Raw genomic sequence first — 21,639 nt, 5'->3', positions numbered from 1 at the left:
CCTTAATCTCCTCCTGCGATAGTACTCATGATATTGTTCTGGGTGAGACTGTTTCCTGAAAGCTGTCCCACTACTTTTCTATCGCGCATTACTACAAGTCTTGAACAGGTTCTGAGCATCTCATCTGTCTCGGATGAAATGAAGGTAACGCTCATTCCCTCCGAAGCAAGCTCAAGAACCAGCTTCTGGATATCTACCTTGGTTCCTACATCGATACCTCTTGTAGGCTCATCCAGGATAAGATACTCAGGATGCATCAAAAGCCATCTGGCAAGAATAACCTTCTGCTGGTTACCGCCGGACAATGATTTGATGGGTGTGTCCGCAGATGCGGTCTTGATATTAAGTTTCTTAATATATTCATCAGCAAAAGCATTGGCCTTGGCCTTGCTGAAGGGCTTGAAGAAGCCTGTAAGTACCTGAAGAGCCAGAATAATGTTATCTCTTACGGAAAGATCCCCGATAATTCCGTCAAGCTTTCTGTCCTCAGGAAGATAAGCTATGCCGTTCTTCATGGCATCGAGAGGATTGCTGATCTTAACCTCTTTTCCATGAACCTTGACTGTACCGCCGATAACTCTGTCAGCTCCGAAGATTGCTCTTACGCACTCGCTTCGTCCTGATCCGAGAAGTCCGGTAAAGCCGTTGACTTCACCCTTTTTAATATAGAAGTCAAAAGGTCTTATGCCTGCGTTACTCTGAAGGTCCTTGGCCTCAAATACTATCTCGCCTGCATCATCTCCTGCATAAGAAGCACTCTCGCCCTTAATGTCAGAGAGGTCATCCATCTCCTTACCAAGCATCTTGGCAACAAGCTGAACTCTGGGAAGATCCTTGATCTCATACTCGCCCACCAGCTGTCCGTCACGAAGTACTGTGATCTTGTCACATACCTCATAAACCTGATCCAGGAAGTGGGTAACGAAGATGATTCCAACTCCCATTTTCTTAAGGTCTCTCATAAGGTCAAAGAGCTTCTCAACCTCCTGCTCGTCAAGTGAGGAAGTAGGCTCATCGAGAATAAGAACCTTGCAGTCCATATCTATCGCTCTGGCAATTGCCACCATCTGCTGTACTGCTATGGAGCAGCTTCCCAGCTGCTGGGTGGCCTTTGCAGGAATGTCCAATTTCTGAAGAAGTCTGTCGGATTCAGTGTTCATATGCTTCCAGTTGGTGAAAGCACCCTTTTCTCTTCCGATAAACATATTCTCTGCCACTGTAAGGTTGGGGCAGAGGGTAATCTCCTGATAAACGGTACTGATACCGTTGTTCTGAGCTTCCTGAGGTGAATGGATGGAGACTTCTCCCTTTCCCTCCAGCTCTATTGTTCCGCCGTCCTTGGTGTAAACACCTGTAAGGACCTTGATAAGTGTTGATTTTCCGGCGCCGTTTTCCCCCATAAGGGCATGGATCTCACCTTTATTCAGGGTAAAGTCCACATTCTGAAGTGCCCGCACACCCGGAAATGTTTTGTTGATGCCCCGCATCTTCAGGATTGTCGTATCGCTCACTTTTTACTCTCCTCGCCTTTTGTTTAAAAAAGACGCGGCAGACACTGCCGCCGCGCCTTGTGTAAAGCTATATTGGACTAGACCAGTTTATCGTTTAGATGCCATAGTTGTCTACATCGTCCTGAGTAATTGTTGTAGCGTCGAAGCCCTTCTCATCCATGATGATTGTCTTCTGTGAAAGTGATCCGCCACTCTCAAGAGTCTTGATGATGTCATCGATGTAGCTAGCCTGGAAAGGATTGCACTGTCCATCGTAGTTCCAGTTCTGAGCAAGAAGCTCTTCAAGAGCCCACTTGTTGCAGTCAAAGCCCATAACAACAACGTCCTTGCCAACACCGTGTGTGATACCGGCTGCATCAAGAGCTGCAACAGCGCCCTTAGCCATATCGTCGTTCTCAGCGTATACTACGTTGAAAGGTGTGCCTGCATCGATAACTGACTGAACGATCTGCTGTGCCTTCTCTGCGTTCCACTCAGCTGTCTGCTGCTTAACAATGTTCCAGTTGCCTTCTGCTGCAACCTTAGTATCAAGAGCGCCTGATCTTCCCTGCTGAGCAGCTGATCCCATAACACCCTGAATGTGAATTACGTTGTACTCTGAAAGGTTCTGACTTGCAAGCCAGTCAACAGCTGTCTGGCCTTCCTTAGCCATGTCAGATACGATTGATGCCTCGTAAAGGCTTGAGTCTGCATCGATTGTACGGTCGAAAAGGATAACCTTTACGCCTGCTGCCTGAGCATCCTGAAGAACTGAATCCCAGCCTGCTGTGTCAGCTGCAGATAAAAGAAGATAATCAACATCATCCTGAATAAATGTCTGAGCATACTGAATCTGCTCGTCGTTCTTTAAGCTGTAAGCGAAAGATGCATCATAGCCGTTCTCTTTTGTGAACTTAGCCTTAAGGTCTGCATCGTTAGCTGTACGATATCCGGACTCGTTAGGATCGTTGTTGATGATACCAACCTTGATAAGTCCGCCCTCACCGCCTGATGTCTTAGCGGGTGCTGAACCTGTGCTGCTTCCGCAGGCAACAAGTCCAAATGCCATTACAGATGCCAATACTGCTGCTAAAAACTTTTTCTTCATAGTAACCCTCCTGAATAAATTAAAGTAGTTTATTCCTGTAAGGACTATTCCTTACACATCTATAATTCTATGGATTTGGAGAAAAAGTGCCATTCAATAAAAAACGAAGATTGTTGATTTTTTTATGATTTATTTATTTTGTTTCATTTTTCTACGATTCCGGTTAAGATTTTCGGAAGCCTTATCATAACGCAGGTGCCCTCTCCCTTGGTGCTCTCAATGGAGATGCCGTATTCATCGCCGTAGTTGAGCCTTATTCTCTCATTGACATTGTAAAGGCCGTACACCTGACCGTCGTCTTCCCTGTTGTCGGAAAGAGCCTTCCTTACTTCCGAAAGTCTCTCTTCATCCATACCGATTCCGTCATCGGTAACCTGCAGGACCATGGTGTCCTCTTCATCGATTCCCTTGACCGTTATCTTTCCAAGGGCCCTCCTGTTCTTGATGCCGTGGTAAAGAGCATTTTCCACCACAGGCTGAAGGGTGATCTTTGGAATAGTGCACTCATTGAGAGAATTCGGAACATCGATCTCATAGCTCAGGATATCCTGGTATCTTATCTGCTGGATCTCCAGATAACTTCTGACATGCTGAAGTTCATCCCTGACGGATACTATCTCTTTTCCCTTGTTGAGAGATGATTTGAAGAACTCCGAAAGACTTCCTACCATGCTGACAACCTGCTTCTGATTGCCGGCCTCCGCAGACCATACGATGGCATCCAGAGTATTGTAGAGAAAGTGGGGGTTGATCTGGGCCTGAAGAACCTCGAACTCCGCTTTCCTAAGCTTCTTCTGCTCCTCAATGACCTGCTCCTCAATGGGCCTTGTGATCCACATGGGTCCCACAACGGAAACCACTATGATAGCTGCAAGAATAAAGAAAAACAGCATAACGGAGATCCTGGCGGTGTCGATATAGAGCTGCCTGTTATCCGCCTGAGCACTCTGGATCTGCCTGTTCTCGTAGTAGATATATTCGTTGATGGTCTCCTGTAAAAGAGCCGTAACTATCTGAACGTCGTTCTCCCAGATAAGCATATTTTTCTCATACCGGTTACCGTCCTCCAGATTGACCTCGATCTTTTCGATGTATCCTGAAAGGTTATTCAGATACTTCTTGGCGCTGTCTATTCTTTTTAGATTGTCGGGGGTATCGGTATAGTCCTGAAGACTGTCAACTACTCTGCCCGCATCCTCCAAAAGCCCGGGGATCCTGGACTCTTTGGGAGTCACATTCCCGACTATCAGAAGATAGGTCTCGTAGTCAAAGTCCTCCTTGAAATCCAGACTGAATTCGCTGGCCGCCACAACGGAGCTCAGCATCTTGTTATATCTTTCATTCACCAGCCAGAGATTGTAGAAGGCATAAACCATGAAGATAATATTTGGCAAAAGAAGGATCAGATACGATATACGTATCTGATTCGCTAGCCTTGATTTATTCTGTTTTCTTTTTCTGGATCCAGTATCCGTCATACAGCTTCTCCCGGATGTCCCACTCCTCTGTACTGAGTCGTGGTCACTCCCTGAGTCTTTTTAAACAAAAATGAAAAATAGTGAGGGTCCTTATAGCCCACCAGAAGTCCTATCTCGTTGCTCTTTTTGGAGGTGGACAAAAGAAGCTCTTTTGCCTTCTCCATCCTGAAGTCCGTGAGATATTTGATGAAGGGCTGTCCCGTTTCCTGTCTGAATACCGCACTTAAGTGGTTGGGTGAAAAATTGACCACCGCCGCCAGCTGGTTAAGTGACAGTTCATCCTCACAGTAGTGCTCCTCGATATAGGCGATGACCTGGTTGACCACATCCCTGTAGCTTCCCTCTGCGGTCTTTTTCCTAAGATCGATGGCCTTGTTGATGATGCTGATGAGATAATCGCAGGTGGTCTTCTCATCCGCCAGTAGCTCCGCGGAAGGAATGATGGCATCCACGTCACTGCGGGAGAGCTTCAGCTCCGACTCTGCAAAATCCGCTACGCAAAAATACACATCCATGGCGATATACTGTCTGAGCATGGTGGATTTCATGGCATTTTTACCCATGCCGTTAAAGAACTCCTCCATGAAATACTCGGTCTCGCTCTCATCACCTCTTCTGAGGAACTCCCTGATGAGCCTTCTGTCGATATGCTTGGGATCAACCTCTGAGAGGATGACATTCTCTTTCATGGAGCCAAGCTTTTCCTCCGAACCGTACAAAAAGTCGCTGTCTGAGGACAGATAGAGGTGGGCAAAGGCGCGGCTTGCCCAGTCAAAGGACCTGGGGATATCTGTGATCCTGTCGGTGCTCTGTCCCACACCGCCGTAGTATCTGATATGATTATATCCGGAAAATACTTCCTTCATTTCCAGAAGGGCATTATCAATCCTATTATTAAGCTCATCATCGGAGTCCGCCCTGAACAAAAGAGCCTTTCCCTCCAGATTGAGGTCGAAAACAAGGGCATCATACTTTGCTGCGATGCCGTCTATCTTTTCCTCCACCTGAACCACGCTGCCGGAGTACTCTCCCGCATCATGTCTGGTGGACCATATCTTAACAAGGACAATGTTGTAGCGAAGGGCAAGAATGTTCATTGAGAGCTTCTTGGCTCTGTCCAGAATCTCGGACAGGCTCTTTCCTCCGGTGACAATGTCCTTGAAAAATTCCTGTTTATCAAGCTGCGCCTTCTCCTTCATATCCTGTTCATAGCGAAGAGCCGCCTCTTTTTCTTTTCTCTTTTCGATTATTTTTTCTGCCACATGGTCTATTTCAGAAAGAAGGTTCTGTCCGCTGATGGGCTTGGACAGATAGGATGCCACACCTATTCTTATGGCCTCCTTGGCATATTCGAAATCCTCATAACCTGTGAGCAGTATTATTTCTATTCCGGGAAATTCCGCCTTGACCATGCGACTTAAGGTAAGTCCGTCCATGAAAGGCATTCTGATGTCAGTGATAAGGATATCGGGCCGCAGCTTCTGTATCATGGAGAAGGCAAGCTCTCCGTCGCCTGCCTCTCCACAGAATTCATACCCGTGATCACTCCAATTGATATTGTTTTTGATACCCTCTCGGATGACAAACTCATCCTCGGCAAGAAATACCTTTAACATTCTTTTTTCTACCTTTTTCCCCTGCCTTCTCCCTGTGATTGGAAAGAGGCTTAAATATTGTCATTCTGCCGGTCCAGCCTACTATGCGCGTAACAATTACCCCAAGCATTACGCCGCAGCTGTCGATGAAAACGTCCTTTTTCTGAGGACTTCTTCCTCCCACAAAGGTCTGATGATACTCATCAAGACAGGCAAAAGCTATACAGAAAGACCCTGCGCAGAATACAAGCCACAATCCCCTGACCCCATATACATAAAGGGGAAATGCCACCGATACCGCCAGTAAAAAGTACTCTGTAAAATGAGCGGTCTTTCTGATATAGAACTGCAAGTCCTCCGACAGCTGATGGATATGCTCTACAGTCCAGCCTTTGTCCAGAGTGTCATTGGCCACGGTAAGGACCTTGACTCCCACCTCATAGCTGAGGCGGCTGCTCTCATATCCATCCTGTTCGGAAAACATAAAAATCAAACACATCATGATGATTGCGGGCACAAAAGACATTGGCTTAAGCACAAACCGCAATGTTTGTTTTATATACAGTAAAAAATACTTCATGTAAGACTTTCCATCTCTTCGATTGCTTCGCCGAATACCTGAAGTGCTTCCTCAAGAGGAGCCTTGGTTGTAAGATCAACACCTGCGATCTTAAGAAGGCTTACAGGATCCTGTGTACATCCGCTTGAAAGGAAGTTCTTGTATGCCTCAACTACGCCTTCCTCACCCTTCATGATGCGGTTTGCAATGGCAACTGCTGCCGCAAAGCTGGTTGCGTACTGATATACGTAGAAGTTGTAGTAGAAGTGAGGAATCCTGCACCACTCATAGCGGATAAGGTCATCCATGTTCATATCCTTGCCGAAGTACTCAAGGTTCAGGTCATAGTAAAGCTGTGATAATGAATCAGCTGTAAGAGGCTCGCCGTCCTCTGCCATCTTGCCGGACTTTCTCTCAAACTCCTCAAACATAGTCTGACGGAACATTGTGGACTTGAAGCTCTCAAGAAGGTGGTTAAGGATAAATGCCTTCTCCTTGTCATCCTTGGCATTGTTCTTGAGATAATGGAAAAGAAGCATCTCATTGGTGGTAGATGCAACCTCGGCAACGAAGATCTTGTAGCTGGAATCAAATACGTTGTGAGCATGCTCTGAATACCAGGTATGCATTGAATGTCCCATCTCATGAACAAGGGTAAATACGTCGTTTAATGTATCGTTGTAGTTAAGGAGCATGTAAGGATGAACTCCGTAAACGCCGCTGGAGTAAGCGCCGCCTCTCTTGCCTTCGTTCTCGGGAACATCGATCCATCTCTCGTCATAAGCCTTTTTAACAATATCAAGGTAATCCTGGCCCAGAGGAGCAAGAGCCTTGAGAGACATCTCCTTGGCCTCCTCATAGGTAACCTTCATATCAAACTCAGGGATCATGTCAACATAAACGTCATACATATGAAGCTCGTCAACTCCAAGAAGCTTCTTACGAAGGCTTACATACTTGTGCATCTTGTCCATGTTGCTGTGAACAGCCTCGAAAAGTCTGTCGCAGACAAGAGGTGATACGTTGTTGTGATCAACTGCTGCCTCGAAGATGTTGTCATACTTTCTGGCCTTAGCCTTGAAGATACGGCCCTTAACCTCTCCGCTGTACATAGCAGCCCAGGTATTCTTGTAATCTGCGTATCTTGTGTAATATGCCTCAAAAGCGTTCTTTCTGAGAACTCTGTCCTTGGAATGCTGGATCGGAACGAATCTTCCGTCGGAGAGCTGAACATTCTCGCCCTTGCCGTCCTTAACCTCAGGGAACTTCATGTCAGCATTGGAAAGCATGCCGTAGCTGTTCTGGGATGCTCCGAGAACCTCTCCTGCAGATGCAAGAAGCTCCTCCATCTCCTTATTAAGGATGTGAGCCTTAAGTCTTCTGATCTCAGTGATGGTCACTCTGTAATTCTCAAGTTCAGCCTCTTCCTTGTAGAACTTCTCTACAGTCTCGTCTGACATCTCAAGGATCTCAGGCTCAAGGAAAGCTACCTTCTCAGACATCTGAACCAGGGCTGAATATGCTCTCTGATACATTCCTGTGTACTTGGTGTTGGATGTATCCTGATCGTGTCTCATGTGAGCATAGCCGTAGATGGCGCTCTGGAGCAGCTCGCTCTTTTCATAGAGCTTGAAGAAATCAAGGAGAGTCTTGGCACTGCCTGAAAGCTTGCCGGCAAAAGAAGCCAGCTCATCTCCAAGCTTCTCGCAGCTCTTTAAGTCCTCTTCCCATTTGTCTTCACTCTCATATATGTCCTCAAGGCGCCAGGTAAGTTCCTCCTTGACGTCTTCTCTCTTTAATAATTTGTCCTGCATAATAATTTCCTTCCTTTCAAAAAATACCAATTGGGCATAATTTCGACTCCTATAATAACACATTTTGTCCAATCAAGTGAGGTATAATTTTAATAAAATAAAGCACCGAAGCCGTAAAACTACGGCCACGGTGCAATAAGCACAAGTTCACTTATTATTTTTTCAAAATAACTATTCCATAGGGCGCTACAGTGAGGCTGCTTCCCGTAAGAGTTGACTCCTGAGCTGAGGTGTTAAGCTGGTAAGCGATGCTGTTGTAGCCCCAGGCCGCGGTGCTCTTGGAAATCTGAACCGTTATCTCCTCTGCGCTGTTGTTAAATATCACAAGGACACTGGCAGGTCCGAAGACACTGGTGTCCACGGAATCCTCCGGAACGCTTCTTATGAAAGCCCCAAGTCTTTCGCCCTCGATCTCAGTCACAGGGGTGGTGGTTCCTCTGGCTATTACCGGGAAGGTGTTTCTCATTTTGATGGCATTCCTGTAATAGTTGTAAATGGAATACTCATCATCCTTCTGCACGTAGTAAGGAGGGTTGTACATGGCAACCTCGTCCATATCCTTGGGTCCCTTGCACATCATTTTGGTAAGTCTGTCGTACTCCTGACCGGAGCCGGCTTCATTCACCCAGTACATGGGAGCTCTCTTGTTCTCATCCTTACCTGAGCCCCTCATTCCAAGCTCTTCGCCGTAGTAGATAAAGGCATTGCCTCCCATCAGAAGGTTCAGTCCTCCGGAGAGCTTGACGCTGTTGTCTGCCCCTTTTCCGGAGTAATAACCGGCGCTTCTAGCCATGTCGTGATTGGTATAAAATGGTGCGTCGATGTAATCAGGATTGTTCTCAGAAAGGAGCTTCTCAGTATTGGCCAGTTCCTCGCCGAACTTGGCTGCATTCATCTTGCTCCTGGCAAGCCTTGCTATCATGCCCTCACCGTTGGCATAGTTGAAATCAAAAAAGCTGTCAACTCCGCTCTGATAGTACTGAGCGTATTCCGCCTGGGAAGTCCAGGCCTCCCCAACTATGTATGCCTTGGGATTCTGGCTCTTGATCATGGTATTGAGTTTGGTCAAAAACTCAATGTTCTTCTCAATGTCTTTGGTGTAGTAGGAGGTTACGGCATCAAGTCTGTAACCGTCAACTCCTCTTACGGACCAGAACTTGGTGATCCCTGTTATCTCATCAAAAACTCTTTCGCTGTCAAGGTTCAGATCCGGCATTCCGGACCAGAATCTGGCCTCATAATACCAGTCCGTGCCGTTAACCTTCTCATAGCCCTCCAGCACTTCAGTGCTGAAGTTGTAGTAATCAAGATATTTACACTCTTCGATGGCCTCGGGAGTAAAATCGCCGTTCTCATCCAGGACCTCCGAAAAGTCCTGATGGGCCTTGAGATAATCAGTGGCCTCCTTGAACCAGGGATGCTCGCTGGAGGTATGATTAAGGACCAGGTCAAGATATACATTAACACCCCTCTCATGACACTCAGCCACAAGGTCATCAAAATCATCAATGGAGCCGTACTCAGGATCGATATTCTTATAATCGGTTATGTCATATTTGTGATAGGTAGGCGACGGAGAAATGGGCATAAGCCAGATGGCATTGCAACCAAGATCAGTTTCTGTCTGATCATCACCGTCATTAATATAATCAAGATTGTTAACAAGACCTCTCAGATCACCGATACCATCTCCGTTGCTGTCAGCAAAGGAGTAAACAAAAACCTCATAGGTGGTACGGTATTTGTCATCTATAACTCTCAGCGGCTCACTCTCCTCAATAACCTCCTCAGGAACAGGTTCCTCTGAGGATGCCACATTTGACGCTATATTATTTTCGCTGTCCTTATCGCGCCCCGTCTCTATCATTATCCCGGTGCACCCCACCAGCAGCGCCGCTGCGCCCAGAGCCACGATCAATTTATTCTTCTTATGCATAAAGCATTCCTCTTAGTACACAAAACTATACTCCCTTATATATGATACAACATAATCTTAACAAGTATAACACAATATTTTTTCATAGAAAACGTTTTCCTTTAAAAATTATTTCTTTACAATCAAAAACTCCTATGCTATACTAACATTCGTCGGTGCGAAAAGCACAGGACAGAACTGAATAGGGGAATCATACAATGGCTAGTATTGCGGTCTCCAAAACCGTTCATGCGGGTTCGAATCCTGCTTCCCCTGCTATTAAAAGGTCTGAAAACTTCTTGTTTTCAGACTTTTTTTTATAGCTATTATTGAATAGCCGTACACACGTTTGGCAGAATATACCCATTGGTGTCTAAGGAAATTTTTAGTTGTATTTATCGGGTTTTCTGATATAAAAAAACAACCGCAGGCAGTGCCTGCGGTTGTCAGTTGCTTACTCCATCATATTCAAAATGGGTATATAGTCTAAAAGACCTGTATCTTTGTCAAAATATAAAGTAATCTTATTTCCGTTATAACTTACTGTCTTGGATGCGGTGCTCATAACGCCGTTTTTAACGTAAATGTCCATTTCGGCCTCAACTGTCTTGCCGTTTATGGTGATCGAGTCGATGGAAAGCATGCCGGATACGGCTTTTCCTGTGCTTGCATCAACAAACTTACCCATTTTCATTTTATCATCCCAGGTCAGATTGACATTGATACTCTGACTGTTGAACGTTTTCAGGTCAGCCAAGGTTCCGTCAATATATGCAGAACCTGCCTGTTCAGCGCCCAAAAAGTACCAGGAGCCGCCCTGTTTTCTAAAGTATCCTAAATCCTCAAAGGCAACACCATACTTGTTTATATGAAGAGTCTTGCCATCCTTTACTATGGTCTTAGCGCAAACATGGCCGTCAGAATCTACGTAAACAGGCAGCTTATAGTTCTTATAATCGATAGCGGTTGAGCTTGTTGCCATTGAGCAGGCAAAGGACTGGTATTTTTCCATTACTTTTTTATCCGCTGAAGAAAGCTTGGAAAAATCGCTTACCTTATATGCCTTTTCAGTGTCATCTGCAATACGGCCGCCGCTTACCACGTAGATCTTTTTGCCAATCTTAAGCATATAGTCATTGGAAGCAGTCTGAGCCTGGTTATAGGTACATCTGCCATCATTGTCCACAACCACAGTTATAGCTTTTTCTGTTCCTGCAAAAGTATGAGTTACAAGGCCTGTAGCAGGAAGTGACTTATTTCCGATAAAGTAAAGGGCTGAGCCAAGAGTGAAGGTTGCATCTGTCACTTTTTCACCGGCTGCGTCAGCAAAATATTTAATGCTGCCGTCTTTGTTAAATACAGCTTCGGCGGTCTTTCCGTTATCAAGCTTAACTTTAAGGGAAGTAGCCTGCTGTGCGTCTTTTCCGTAGTAGTACCACTTTTTGCCGCTTTTTCTTACAACATCTGAGAGTCTGAAGGAGGTAGCGGGATCATAGTAAAAGCCGTCGATTCTTCCTGTTCCCAGGCTTCCGTCAGCCTTTTTGTAAACTATACCGCCATCCTGTTCCACAGGTCCGGGAGTTATCTTATAAACAGCACCAACACTGTCAAGGGTGTAAAGCTTGCCCTTGTACATATACTTACAGTCTCTGACAAGTGTACCGGGCTCGAGGCCTCCGAACTTTCCATCTGCAAACAAAAGAGTATTTTCCTCATCTGTAAGAACTACTTTGCCTTCCTTATCAAGGTCAAATTCGCCTCTTGCGTTAAGCTTTGGAACAAAAACTTTCTTAAAGCCTTTTACTGCTGCTTTGTCTGAAGGTGAGAAATACATGTAGCAGTCCTTGGCGCTGGTGCAGGATGCCTGGTTTCCTTTTATAAGGAGGATTCCTGTATCAAAGGTGTATCTCATCCAGCCACTGTTAAGGGTACCGTCCTGGTTAAACCAGTAGTTCTTTCCACCAATATTTGCAACGAAGGTATCCTGCTTAAAAATATAATATATTGTTGCACCGGAATACATCATAAGCGCATTTCGAGGGTTAAGGGGTTCACCCTCAAAGTAGTAATACTTTATGCCATCGATTGCTATCCAGCCGTTGTATAAAGAGCCGTCGTCGTTGACTCTGATCTTAGGATCAATCCCGCCGTTGCTGACTTTCTGAAGTCTCTTAACATCTGCAGCGGAGAGGACAAATAAGTCCTCAGGGCCGGGATTACTGGGATCATCATAGTTATACTGGTTGGTGATATAGGTCTTTCCGTTTACGCTAAAGGAAATAACACTCATTGTAGCGTCTTTTTCAAAATGGTATTTCTTTCCTTCAGGATATCTCTCGGTCTTTATGGTCCTATAGCCGGTGGCGAGCACGCCTGATGAACCGGTTACATAGTAAATATATCTGTAATTGTTTTTATAGACAAAGCCCTTTTCGGTGACCATTACTCCATTGAGGAAATAGTAATAGTTACTGCCTACTTTTTGTGCTCCGGTTGTCTTGGTAAGTCTGCCGGTTTCCTTGTCAAAATAGTAGGTGGTTCCGTCTACCTTTGTGATGCCCTTTGCAAAGTTGCCCTTTTTATTAACATAGAAGTACTTGTAGCTTTCATCACAAGTTTTTGTGGTATAAAGCCATGTTGAAGTGAGCTTTTTGGTACAATCCGCATCGGAATAATAGAAACTGCCTGCTGATGGTTTCTTTGCATTCTTGTACTTGAAATAAACAGGTGCTCCCTGCATAGCGCCGTCAACTTCGGTCAGATAATAGTAGTTGGTGCTGCCGTTTACATTAAGTAAGGCATCTTCCACATCCAGGATCTGATCATCGGAAAGTTCCTCTGAGTTTCCCTCGGAAATGCCTTCTGATGCTACCGCTGATGCCTCTTCTATCAATAATTCTTCTGATGCTTCTTCGATTATTATCTGCTCTTCTGAAGAATCTTCTGTTGCTTCCTCTGATACTTCATCAGAAGGTTCCTCTGCTGTTTCCTCAGAGCTCTCCTCAGAAGCAATATCATCTACATCGTACTCTTCTGATGAATTCTCGGCTGAAGCTACATCGTCTGATGATTCTTTGTCTTCAACGTCTTCCTCAGAGGCATCCTCCCCAGGTGCATCCTCTTCAAAGAAATCCATCAAATTTTCGTTCTCTGCAGCGTAACTTGTAACGCCAGCACTTACGCTGCCTGCCACAATTGAAAGTGCCAGCAGCATAGATAAAATCTTACTTTTCATACCTTTCCCATTTCTATCCCATTACATATTTTTGGCATTTTACCGCCAAATCCCAACCATTATACTATTAACAAAATAATATTTAAAGGAGAAAATATATCTCACTTTTTAATCCAGGTTGCGGTAAATGAAACTGCCCCGGTACTGCCCTTTTTAATGGTCAGGGTCTTACCTGTTTGTTTGATATTTGCTGTATGGGGAACGTTTTTCTCCCCGCCGGAAAAGCTATAGCCATCCCTGGTGGGTGTCGGAAGCATGCAGTCCTTGTCTGTAGTATAGGTCTTGGCAGCTGCTTTCTGCTGTTTGCCGCCCTCAAGCTTGTAGGTTATCTTATATTTCACCGATGCAGGCAGTGTTACCTCAGTAAGGTAATGGCATAAACAAAAGGCCTCACTTCCGATGGTTGTAACCTTGGAAGGAATAGTTACCTCTGTCGATAAATGCATTTTTAAGACTTTTGTAGCCATAAAATGCATTTTACCTTTTCCCTGAACAGTAAGGATAGTACTATAGCCATAACAGCAGTATTTGTCGCAACTTTCTGACGAATGACATTTGAAATGGGATGAATGACATGGGCATGGATTAAAGGGGAATATTTTTGCCCACAAAAAAACCGGCCACCGCACCTAAAAGATGCGATGGCCTCATATAAATCATAATTTACTTAACTACTACCTTAATGGTGAACTTCATTCCATTGATCCGTGTGGTAAGGGTGGCTGTTCCTGTGCCTCTTGCACTGACAACGCCAGCCTCATCAACGAAGGCAACTGCTGCCTTGTTACTTGTAAAGATAGCAGGCTGATAAGTATCATTGAGCTTAACCACGAACTTCTCGCCGTTATTAAGAGTCAGGGTAGCACTGGATTTCTTTATAGCGGACCACTTTCCTGTTGCACTGACATCGATTGTAGGATCATCAACAAATACGATTGTTGAATACTCAATATTGTTTCCTGTGTTGTAAGGATCCACAGCGCACTTAACCAGGGCTTTTCCGGCTGACACACCGGTTACCTTGCCTTTTTTTCTGTCAAGATCGATCACATTGACGCTGTCGCTGTCTCCGTAATTCCAAGTTCCGTTCTTAACATTGTAGTACTTAATGTTCTTGCTCTTGCCCTTATTTACATAGACTACATTGGCAACGGGCTCAGGAACCGTTATCTTAACCTCAGCCTGGATATTGTTTTTGCTGGTGGCTGTAATTGTGGTACTTCCTACGCCAACAGCGGTAACCTTACCTGCAGGTGTGATACGTACTACATCATTCTGATAGTAAGCTACCTTGTCACTTCCGGATACAAGGGCTCCGCTCTTATTATATGCGGGAAGTGTCTGTCCTTCTTCATCAGCCCATACAAGGCCGCTGGCCTTGAAACCGCTAATCTTGAACTTAAGAGTTGCAGACTGAAGAGGAGCAAGCTTGATAGCTTCTTTTCCTGTGATCTTGGCAGGAGTCTTGCTGTTAACTACCTTAACGGTGCAGGTATAAGCCTTGCCGTTTACAAAAGCGGATACCTTGGCTGTTCCTGCGCCGGCTGCTGTGATAAGTCCGTCATCGGCACGGGCTATCTCAGCATTGGTGGTATTCCAGGATATATCGTAGTAGTCCTCGTACTCTCCGAAGCCATCCATGGTAAGCTGAACTGTTTCACCCTTGATAAGGCTGTAGGTCTTAAGAGCTTCGGTAGTTCCATCCTTAAGCTTGGGCTCTACGATGTGGATCGCATAAACATATTCGCTGTCCGCAAGAAGGGCATTGTCGGATACATATACATTATCTTCAGGATCTGTTTCCAAAAGGGCTTTTGCCTTATAGTTACCTGTGATCTTGATGGTGGTCTTGTCTGAGGTTGTCCAGGTGATCTTTTTGGATGCATCGGCGCTCTCAGGATTTAAATCACCGTACTTAACAGGGAAGGTATAGGACTGTCCCTTAACCATATATACATCATAGAAATAGGTTGCGGTTATATCAGGATCCTCGCCATCTTCTAAGATAAGTCCTGGATCACGGCCTGATCCGGGATCAGAAGAACTGTCACCACCATCGGCTGCAATATAACGGGCCTCAAGATCGAGATGTCTGTTAACCGGTGCTGTCACATCCCAAAGAATGCTGGTTCCGTCGATATACCATCCGAGGAAAGTAGCTCCATCAGGGATGAGTGCCATTACATCTGCGGTGTCGGGAAGGACATCTACTATTGTATCGCCTGCCTCGATAGTTGCTGCCTTAAGTAACTCGTCAAATCCGTCAACATAGAATTTTACATTATAGTTCTCTACTATTGGCTCCGGCTCAGGTTCAGGTCCGGGTCCCGGTCCGGGGATATCACTCTCGGTAACTGTTACCTGACAGGTATCCTTTACTGAAGAGTCGCTCTTAAGATTGACTGTAACTGTAGCTGTTCCCTTGGCAACTGCTGTTACCTTACCATTAGCATCTACAGTTGCAACTGAAGTATTGCTGCTGCTCCATTCAACTACTTTATCTGTTGCATCTTTAGGATCAAAGGTTACAGTTAAGGTCTCTGTGGCATTTTTTTCAAGACTCAGCGTCTTCTTATTCAGAGTGACTGCTGTGGTCTTAACCACTGTGCTCTCCTCTGTTACGGTAACTTCACAGGTAGCTTTGATCTTGGAATCGCTGACAAGAGTTACGGTAACGGTAGCTGTTCCCTTAGCAATAGCAGTTACAAGACCGCTTTCATTTACTGTTGCAACTGATGTGTCATCACTTGACCATGTAACATCTGTATCTGTTGCATCCTCAGGTGTAAAGGAAGCTGTGAGGGCCTCTGTCTCTCCCTTCTTAAGGGAAAGGGTTGTCTGATTAAGTGCGATGGCTGTGGGCTTGATCTCTGAAGCGGTTACTGTGACCTTACAGGTTGCTGTCTTGTTGCCATCCTCTGTTGTTACTGTGATATTGGCTGTTCCTGCTGCAACTGCTGTTACCTTGCCGTTTGCATCAACTGTAGCAACGGACGTATTTGAGCTCTTCCAGCTGACATTTTTGTTGGTTGCTGAAACAGGTAAAACTGTTGCTGAAAGAGTCTCGCTGTCGCCAATCTTAAGGGTAAGAGTTCCCTTATTAAGTTCAACACCCCTTACATCCACTGTATCTGAAGGTGTAGGAATCTCTTGTCCTTCGAAGCTCTTAAGCTGTGGATATCCATCGTTTTCTGTGGAAGCTATGGACCATGTCTTAGCGAAGTCCCAATCAACATAAGTTGATTTTTTCTTCATATCCTCTGTTGAAACATAGGTACCCTTGTCAGTAGAGCCATCATTCTTGTTGTCATAATAAGAACTTGTTACTACATAAGTGCCATGATAATATGTGGATGCTTTGCCGATAAGACCGCCAAGATTAGCTGAATTCTTGGTTACATCCCCGGTTGCATAACAATTTGTAACAATACACTTTTGGCTATTAGCGCCATGGATCTGACCAATGAGGCCTCCAACACTGTAGGAATCACTATCAGTAATATTCGTAACTGTAACTCTTGAATAGCAATCCTGAATTGTGGCATTCTCAGCATAGCAAATCAATCCGCCTGTCGTTCTTTCACTGGCAATTGCGCCAAGTGTTGCACAATTCATCACTTTAGCATTTTCTTTAAGAACAGAACAAAGCATTCCACCGGCATGAGCATTTTTGATCGTACCGGATACTCTAAGGTTCTTAATTGTTCCGCTGACATAACCGAACAGTCCTTCATCCTCGTAACCAAGTACATTTATTGTAAGGCCTGCGATGGTATGTCCATCTCCATCAAATACACCACTGAACGCCTCTTCTCCATTACAGGATATAGGAGTCCAATACTTGGAGGTAATTATCACATCATTATCCAGGAGATAATAACCGTTGAGTTCTAGTTCGCCCTTTGCAAGTGCAGCAAGCTCATACTCATTAGTAATGTAATAAGGATCAAGTTCAACACCACTTCCTTCCGGAACAACCGGTGTATAATCTCCCTTAAATGTCAGATACGGATAACCATCATTGACTTCATCATCAACTGCCCAAACATTCTTGAAATCCCAATAAGTAAACGTTGAAGCATCCTTAATTAAGTCAGAAGTAATACCAAATCCATCAACAGTTTCCTTAACACCTGTTACTGTTGTGTCATAAAAGCTGTCATAAATAATTGTTCTTCCGTAGTAATAGGTTGATCTGTATCCTGCAAGACCACCTATTCCATTTTTAGTATTCTCTTTAATAAGCTTTCCGGCCGCGTAGGAATCCTTTATGGTTGCTACCTGGCTGTTTGCTCCATGAAGTTCTCCTACAAGTCCTCCTACACCATCTTCGGTGGCTGTGGATGAACTTGTGATATCCATCCTAGAAAATGAATTAAGGATCTTAGTGTTCTCAGCGTGACCTACAAGACCACCCATATCACCTGTACCGGATATTTCGCCAAAGGATTCGCAGGCACTGATAACTGTATTGCTTCCGCTAGAACCATAGATTGCACCGGCCTGAGTAGTTTCCTTGATCAAAACATCTTTCATGATGAGGTTGGAAATATTACCTGAGCCTTCTCCGATAAGACCTTCTGAACCGTAGCCTCTGTATATGATCGTAAGTCCTGTTATTGAATGGCCCTGACCATCAATATTTCCATTGAAAGCATCGGTACCATTTCCTCCGATAGGAGTCCAATACTCTGATGTAATGGTGATATCCTTATCCAGCTTATAATATGCAGTATAGTTATTCGCTCCGGTTTCGCCTCTTGCAACCGATGCAAGATCCTGCTCATTGGAAATAATATATGGTGATGTCGCAGTTCCCTGACCTTTAAGCTTAACCGGTTGATAATCCTTAGTATGCCTGAGTGTGGGAAGTCCTCCATTTTCAGTTGAATTACACTGCCATATATTTTCGAAGTCCCAATACACAAAGGTTTCCGGTTTCTGCATAACTTTGGGGCTAAGTGAAAATCCATTGTTCCTATCACTCTGCCTTGTTCTTGCAGAAAAGTAACTGTCCAAAATAACATTTTTTCCATAGTAATAGTTAGAACGTTTTCCAACAAGACCACCTATTGATGTAGATGACGATTCCGACTTTGAGACAACACCTGATGCATAGGACATGATAATTTTGGAATAACCACTGTTAGCACCATGAAGTCTACCAACGAGTCCGCCGATTCCATAATCACCATTATTTGAATTACCGGTAACAGTAGCTGTGGAATAGCAGTTACGTACTGTTGTATTCTCTGAATAACCTATGAGACCACCAACATTTTCTGTACCAATAACAGAACCTTCTGTTGAGCATGCTTCAACAGTTGCACCTTCGAAATCTCCACCGAGAATACCCACCGTTGCACTATCTGTAATTTTTGCATTAACAACATCAAGATTCTTTAATATTCCTTTAAAGGTTCCAAAAAGTCCCTGGTTAGAATATCCAACAGCATCAATTTTAAGATTGGAAATCTTATGTCCTGCGCCATCAAAGGTTCCCGTCAGTGCGGGCATACTGTTACCACCGATAGGAGTCCAATATGTACCTGTCAAAGTAATATCATTTCCAAGCTTATAGCAGTATGAAAAAGTATCTGTTCCTATCTCGCCACGGGCAATAGCAGCCAGTTCTTCTTCACTGGTGATTATGTATGGATTATCCACTGATCCGATACCGCTAAGTTCAAAGGTCTGATATGCCCCGGTTCTCTTAAGATAAGGGTATCCGTCATGAGTAGAGTCAAGAGCCCAAATATGATCAAAATCCCAGCCTACAAATGTAGCCGGATCCTGCAAGTGCTCATTCTTAACTCCAAAGCCGTTCTTTTTATCGGATGCACCGACTTCACCATAGAAAGAAAACTGTATTACTGTATTTCCATAGTAATAAGCTGTCCGTCTACCGGCTATGCCGCCTATTCCATCAGTAGTTGCTGTCTTGCTGATCTCTCCGAGAGCATAACAGCTGACAACCTTTGTTGTTCCGCTGTTACTACCATGCATTTCACCGATAAGTCCGCCTGCGCCATCATCACCGCTTGATGATGAATTTGTTACTGTTGCAGTAGAATAACAGTTACGAACAAAAGTATTTTCAGCATAACCAATCAAGCCACCGGTGTCCTTGGAGCCTACTACCGCGCCACTTGCAGAGCATGACTCCATCGTAACATTGTAAGCATATCCAGCAATAGCACCAACAGTCATACCTGCAGTGGTAGTAATCTGAACATCAAGATTCTTGATTGTTGCATTTTTAGCACAGCCAAAGAGTCCGAAATAATCGTAGCTTGTGCCTGATACTGTTCCGAGCTTAACAGTATGTCCATTACCGTCAAGTATTCCTGTAAAAGCCTCACTTTCGCTTACACCGATAGGTGTCCACTCTGAGTAGCTGCTTAAATCAATATCTTTTGTGAGGATAAAACTTCCGGAAAGATTATCTTTGATAGCGGCAAATTCTGCTGCACTGGAAATACTAGTAGCCGTATCAGCAAAATCAGCTGCTTCTGATTGTTCTTCATGGATGGGCTCAGCAGTTACCTCTTCGGGCACCTCTGCCTCCTCCAATAATTCAATAGACTCTTCATCGTCATCCAAAAGCTCTTCGTCCGCAGACTCCCTTTCGATGGCGATGTCCTGAACCGCTATAGGTTCGTCTTCTCCCGCAAAACCAAGTTCTCCAGGTTCCGCCGCCAGAGCAGCGCAGGGCATTTGCGTCAGTGCAAGACACAGACCCAGCATTGCAGCCAGCACTCTTTGTTTCATCATTCCACATTCCTCCTATCAATTTTTTTGTTACCGACAGGCTATCCAATATGCAATGTCTCAACCAAAAGCAGCCTAATCCCTAGCCTGTTTTCCGCACATAAACACACGCAAATAAATTATACACCCGAGACTTTTTTATGTAAATTTATTACGAAAGCATTTTTTAATCGTTTAAGTTAATAAAAAAGCCCGTCAAAAGACGGGCAAAAATACTTACTGCAAATGAACTGTAGGCAGGTTCCATTCGAAATGCATGGCCAGCCAGCGAAGGATAACAATGGTGAAAAATCCTGCCAGGGTGCAGAGTACATCATTGGCGGTATACTTCCATAAAACCACCGTCACCACTGAGCCTGCGATACAGGCAATCGCATAAACATGCTTCACAAGTACATAGGGAACCTTGTCGGCAAATACATCTCTCATGATACCTCCGCCGATTCCGGTGATAACTCCCAGGAAAGCCACCAGAAACATATTGTCTGAATAGGGGGAATTGATTCCCGTAAAGGTTCCGTCTACAGTAAAGGATGCCAGACCTAAGGTGTCCAGCCAGAACAGTGACTTGTCATACCAGGGGGATATTTCCTTGGGTATGGGCTTTTTGAAATACATGACCAGAAAGGCTATATTGGCTGTGATCAGAGTTATGATGGTATACATGGGATTAACGAACATGGCAGGAGGGGTATTATTGATGATAAGATCTCTTATCAGACCTCCTCCGGTGGCCGTCACCATAGCCAGCAGATTGATTCCGAAAATATCCATATCCTTTCTGGCTGCCACCACCGCTCCCGAAATGGCAAAAGCGATAATGCCCACATTCTCTATAAAAATCATTATTGGAAAATTCATTTCTTTACTTCTTCCACCTTTCTCAACCTATAGGAATGATCCCGCCATAGGTTTCATATTCGCTGCAGACCGATATCTGGTAATCTCCCAGTTCGTACCTGTGGATAAAAAGTCCGCTGCAATCATGTTCCCGGGCAGTAGCCTTAAGGCACTGCATATCCTCGTTCATCTCAAGATGAATCTTAACAGGATCCATGCCAAGACCGATACCGAAGAACTTCATCACACTCTCCTTGGCAGTCCACATCCCGGTGTAAAGGACATCCGCATTTCTGCTGCAGGTGGCGCTGAAGGTCTCTGCACCGGATAGTATATCATTGGCAAAAGATATCTCCTCTTCATCAAAGATGTGCTTTATCAATGAGTCCTCAAATTTCTTGTTCTTTTCTATATCGATTCCGACTTCCCTGTCAGAGATTGTCATTATCGCATATTTCCCGGAGTGAGACAAATTAAAAAACAGACCACTGTCTCCCTCAAGATACGGTTTATCATTTTTACCATACTTAAGTTCATAGTCTCTTATCCCTACATCAGAGAGCACTGTCTTCAAAAGAACCCCCGCTCCCAAAGACAGGTACTTGTCGCTGGCATTTTTAAAGCGGTCTATCTTCTCTTTTCTTTTGTCATCCATCTGTCCGTAGAACTTATCAAAGAGCTCTCTGTCGGAAAAAACGCTGACATCATAAACGTATACTTTATTGCAAACGCCCATATTTCCTCGCAAAACCAAGATCAGGGTCAGACCCCGAATTATTTTCTGTAACAAATCACATTTAATATGATAAACTAACTGTTGATGACTGTCATCAA

General features: G+C 44.5%; 12 protein-coding genes and 1 tRNA gene. 1 reads left to right on the top strand and 12 read right to left on the bottom strand.

Going from position 1 to position 21,639, the window contains the following annotated elements; all coding sequences use genetic code 11:
• Nucleotides 1–2: 2 nt before the first annotated feature.
• The 7 genes from T359_RS0114735 to T359_RS20595 all read right to left on the bottom strand — a co-directional run bounded on the left by T359_RS0114735 (nucleotide 3) and on the right by T359_RS20595 (nucleotide 9,980).
• A complete protein-coding gene (locus tag T359_RS0114735) occupies nucleotides 3–1,487 on the bottom strand; it encodes a sugar ABC transporter ATP-binding protein (RefSeq protein ID WP_051545492.1) in 1,485 nt (494 codons plus the stop codon).
• Between the two features lie 118 nt (nucleotides 1,488–1,605).
• Nucleotides 1,606–2,598, bottom strand: coding sequence for an ABC transporter substrate-binding protein (locus T359_RS0114730; protein WP_026518133.1), 993 nt, complete (start codon nucleotides 2,596–2,598; stop codon nucleotides 1,606–1,608).
• 143 nt (nucleotides 2,599–2,741) lie between these two features.
• Nucleotides 2,742–4,076, bottom strand: a complete 1,335-nt coding sequence (locus T359_RS0114725) for a sensor histidine kinase (RefSeq protein WP_026518132.1) — start codon at nucleotides 4,074–4,076, stop codon at nucleotides 2,742–2,744.
• A complete protein-coding gene (locus T359_RS0114720) occupies nucleotides 4,073–5,692 on the bottom strand; it encodes a response regulator (protein WP_026518131.1) in 1,620 nt (539 codons plus the stop codon). The genes T359_RS0114725 and T359_RS0114720 overlap by 4 nt, the downstream gene beginning before the upstream one ends.
• On the bottom strand, nucleotides 5,664–6,197 hold the full coding sequence (locus T359_RS20600) for a VanZ family protein (protein WP_256374490.1): 534 nt from the start codon (nucleotides 6,195–6,197) through the stop codon (nucleotides 5,664–5,666). The genes T359_RS0114720 and T359_RS20600 overlap by 29 nt, the downstream gene beginning before the upstream one ends.
• Before the next feature lie 50 nt (nucleotides 6,198–6,247).
• On the bottom strand, nucleotides 6,248–8,044 hold the full coding sequence (gene pepF / locus T359_RS0114710) for an oligoendopeptidase F (RefSeq protein WP_026518130.1): 1,797 nt from the start codon (nucleotides 8,042–8,044) through the stop codon (nucleotides 6,248–6,250).
• Nucleotides 8,045–8,198: 154 nt separating this feature from the next.
• Nucleotides 8,199–9,980 carry an alpha-amylase family glycosyl hydrolase gene (locus tag T359_RS20595; RefSeq protein ID WP_035784635.1) on the bottom strand — a complete coding sequence of 594 codons (1,782 nt, stop codon included), beginning with the start codon at nucleotides 9,978–9,980 and terminating at the stop codon, nucleotides 8,199–8,201.
• Nucleotides 9,981–10,163: 183 nt separating this feature from the next.
• Here T359_RS20595 and T359_RS0114700 point away from each other — a divergent pair.
• A tRNA-Trp gene (locus T359_RS0114700) sits at nucleotides 10,164–10,235 on the top strand.
• A 178-nt stretch (nucleotides 10,236–10,413) separates the two neighbouring features.
• Here T359_RS0114700 and T359_RS0114695 read toward each other — a convergent pair.
• The 5 genes from T359_RS0114695 to T359_RS0114670 all read right to left on the bottom strand — a co-directional run bounded on the left by T359_RS0114695 (nucleotide 10,414) and on the right by T359_RS0114670 (nucleotide 21,541).
• On the bottom strand, nucleotides 10,414–13,194 hold the full coding sequence (locus tag T359_RS0114695; RefSeq protein ID WP_026518129.1) for a hypothetical protein: 2,781 nt from the start codon (nucleotides 13,192–13,194) through the stop codon (nucleotides 10,414–10,416).
• A 101-nt stretch (nucleotides 13,195–13,295) separates the two neighbouring features.
• Nucleotides 13,296–13,661, bottom strand: a complete 366-nt coding sequence (locus T359_RS0114690) for a leucine-rich repeat protein (protein WP_197027102.1) — start codon at nucleotides 13,659–13,661, stop codon at nucleotides 13,296–13,298.
• 196 nt (nucleotides 13,662–13,857) lie between these two features.
• Nucleotides 13,858–19,968, bottom strand: coding sequence for an Ig-like domain-containing protein (locus T359_RS21795; protein ID WP_051545478.1), 6,111 nt, complete (start codon nucleotides 19,966–19,968; stop codon nucleotides 13,858–13,860).
• A gap of 213 nt (nucleotides 19,969–20,181) precedes the next feature.
• The gene (locus T359_RS0114675; RefSeq protein ID WP_026518127.1) at nucleotides 20,182–20,826 is read right to left on the bottom strand and encodes a trimeric intracellular cation channel family protein; all 645 of its coding nucleotides are present in this window, start codon (nucleotides 20,824–20,826) and stop codon (nucleotides 20,182–20,184) included.
• A 22-nt stretch (nucleotides 20,827–20,848) separates the two neighbouring features.
• Nucleotides 20,849–21,541 (bottom strand): 4'-phosphopantetheinyl transferase family protein, encoded by a 693-nt coding sequence (locus T359_RS0114670; protein WP_026518126.1) that lies wholly within the window; start codon nucleotides 21,539–21,541, stop codon nucleotides 20,849–20,851.
• Nucleotides 21,542–21,639 lie beyond the last annotated feature (98 nt).

It is taken from the genome of Butyrivibrio sp. MC2021, from assembly GCF_000621605.1.
Classification (GTDB): Bacteria; Bacillota; Clostridia; order Lachnospirales; family Lachnospiraceae; genus Butyrivibrio.
The sequence above is the reverse complement of the archived record's forward strand: the minus strand, read 5'-3'. Positions and strand labels throughout refer to the sequence as shown.

Coding starts and splice junctions, on each gene's coding strand:
- T359_RS20595 (WP_035784635.1), bottom strand. CDS start 9,980: ATGCATAAGAAGAATAAATTGATCGTGGCTCTGGGCGCAGCGGCGCTG.
- T359_RS20600 (WP_256374490.1), bottom strand. CDS start 6,197: ATGTCTTTTGTGCCCGCAATCATCATGATGTGTTTGATTTTTATGTTT.
- T359_RS0114725 (WP_026518132.1), bottom strand. CDS start 4,076: ATGACGGATACTGGATCCAGAAAAAGAAAACAGAATAAATCAAGGCTA.
- T359_RS21795 (WP_051545478.1), bottom strand. CDS start 19,968: ATGATGAAACAAAGAGTGCTGGCTGCAATGCTGGGTCTGTGTCTTGCA.
- T359_RS0114735 (WP_051545492.1), bottom strand. CDS start 1,487: ATGCGGGGCATCAACAAAACATTTCCGGGTGTGCGGGCACTTCAGAAT.
- T359_RS0114695 (WP_026518129.1), bottom strand. CDS start 13,194: ATGAAAAGTAAGATTTTATCTATGCTGCTGGCACTTTCAATTGTGGCA.
- T359_RS0114675 (WP_026518127.1), bottom strand. CDS start 20,826: ATGAATTTTCCAATAATGATTTTTATAGAGAATGTGGGCATTATCGCT.
- T359_RS0114690 (WP_197027102.1), bottom strand. CDS start 13,661: ATGGCTACAAAAGTCTTAAAAATGCATTTATCGACAGAGGTAACTATT.
- T359_RS0114720 (WP_026518131.1), bottom strand. CDS start 5,692: ATGTTAAAGGTATTTCTTGCCGAGGATGAGTTTGTCATCCGAGAGGGT.
- T359_RS0114730 (WP_026518133.1), bottom strand. CDS start 2,598: ATGAAGAAAAAGTTTTTAGCAGCAGTATTGGCATCTGTAATGGCATTT.
- T359_RS0114670 (WP_026518126.1), bottom strand. CDS start 21,541: ATGGGCGTTTGCAATAAAGTATACGTTTATGATGTCAGCGTTTTTTCC.
- pepF (WP_026518130.1), bottom strand. CDS start 8,044: ATGCAGGACAAATTATTAAAGAGAGAAGACGTCAAGGAGGAACTTACC.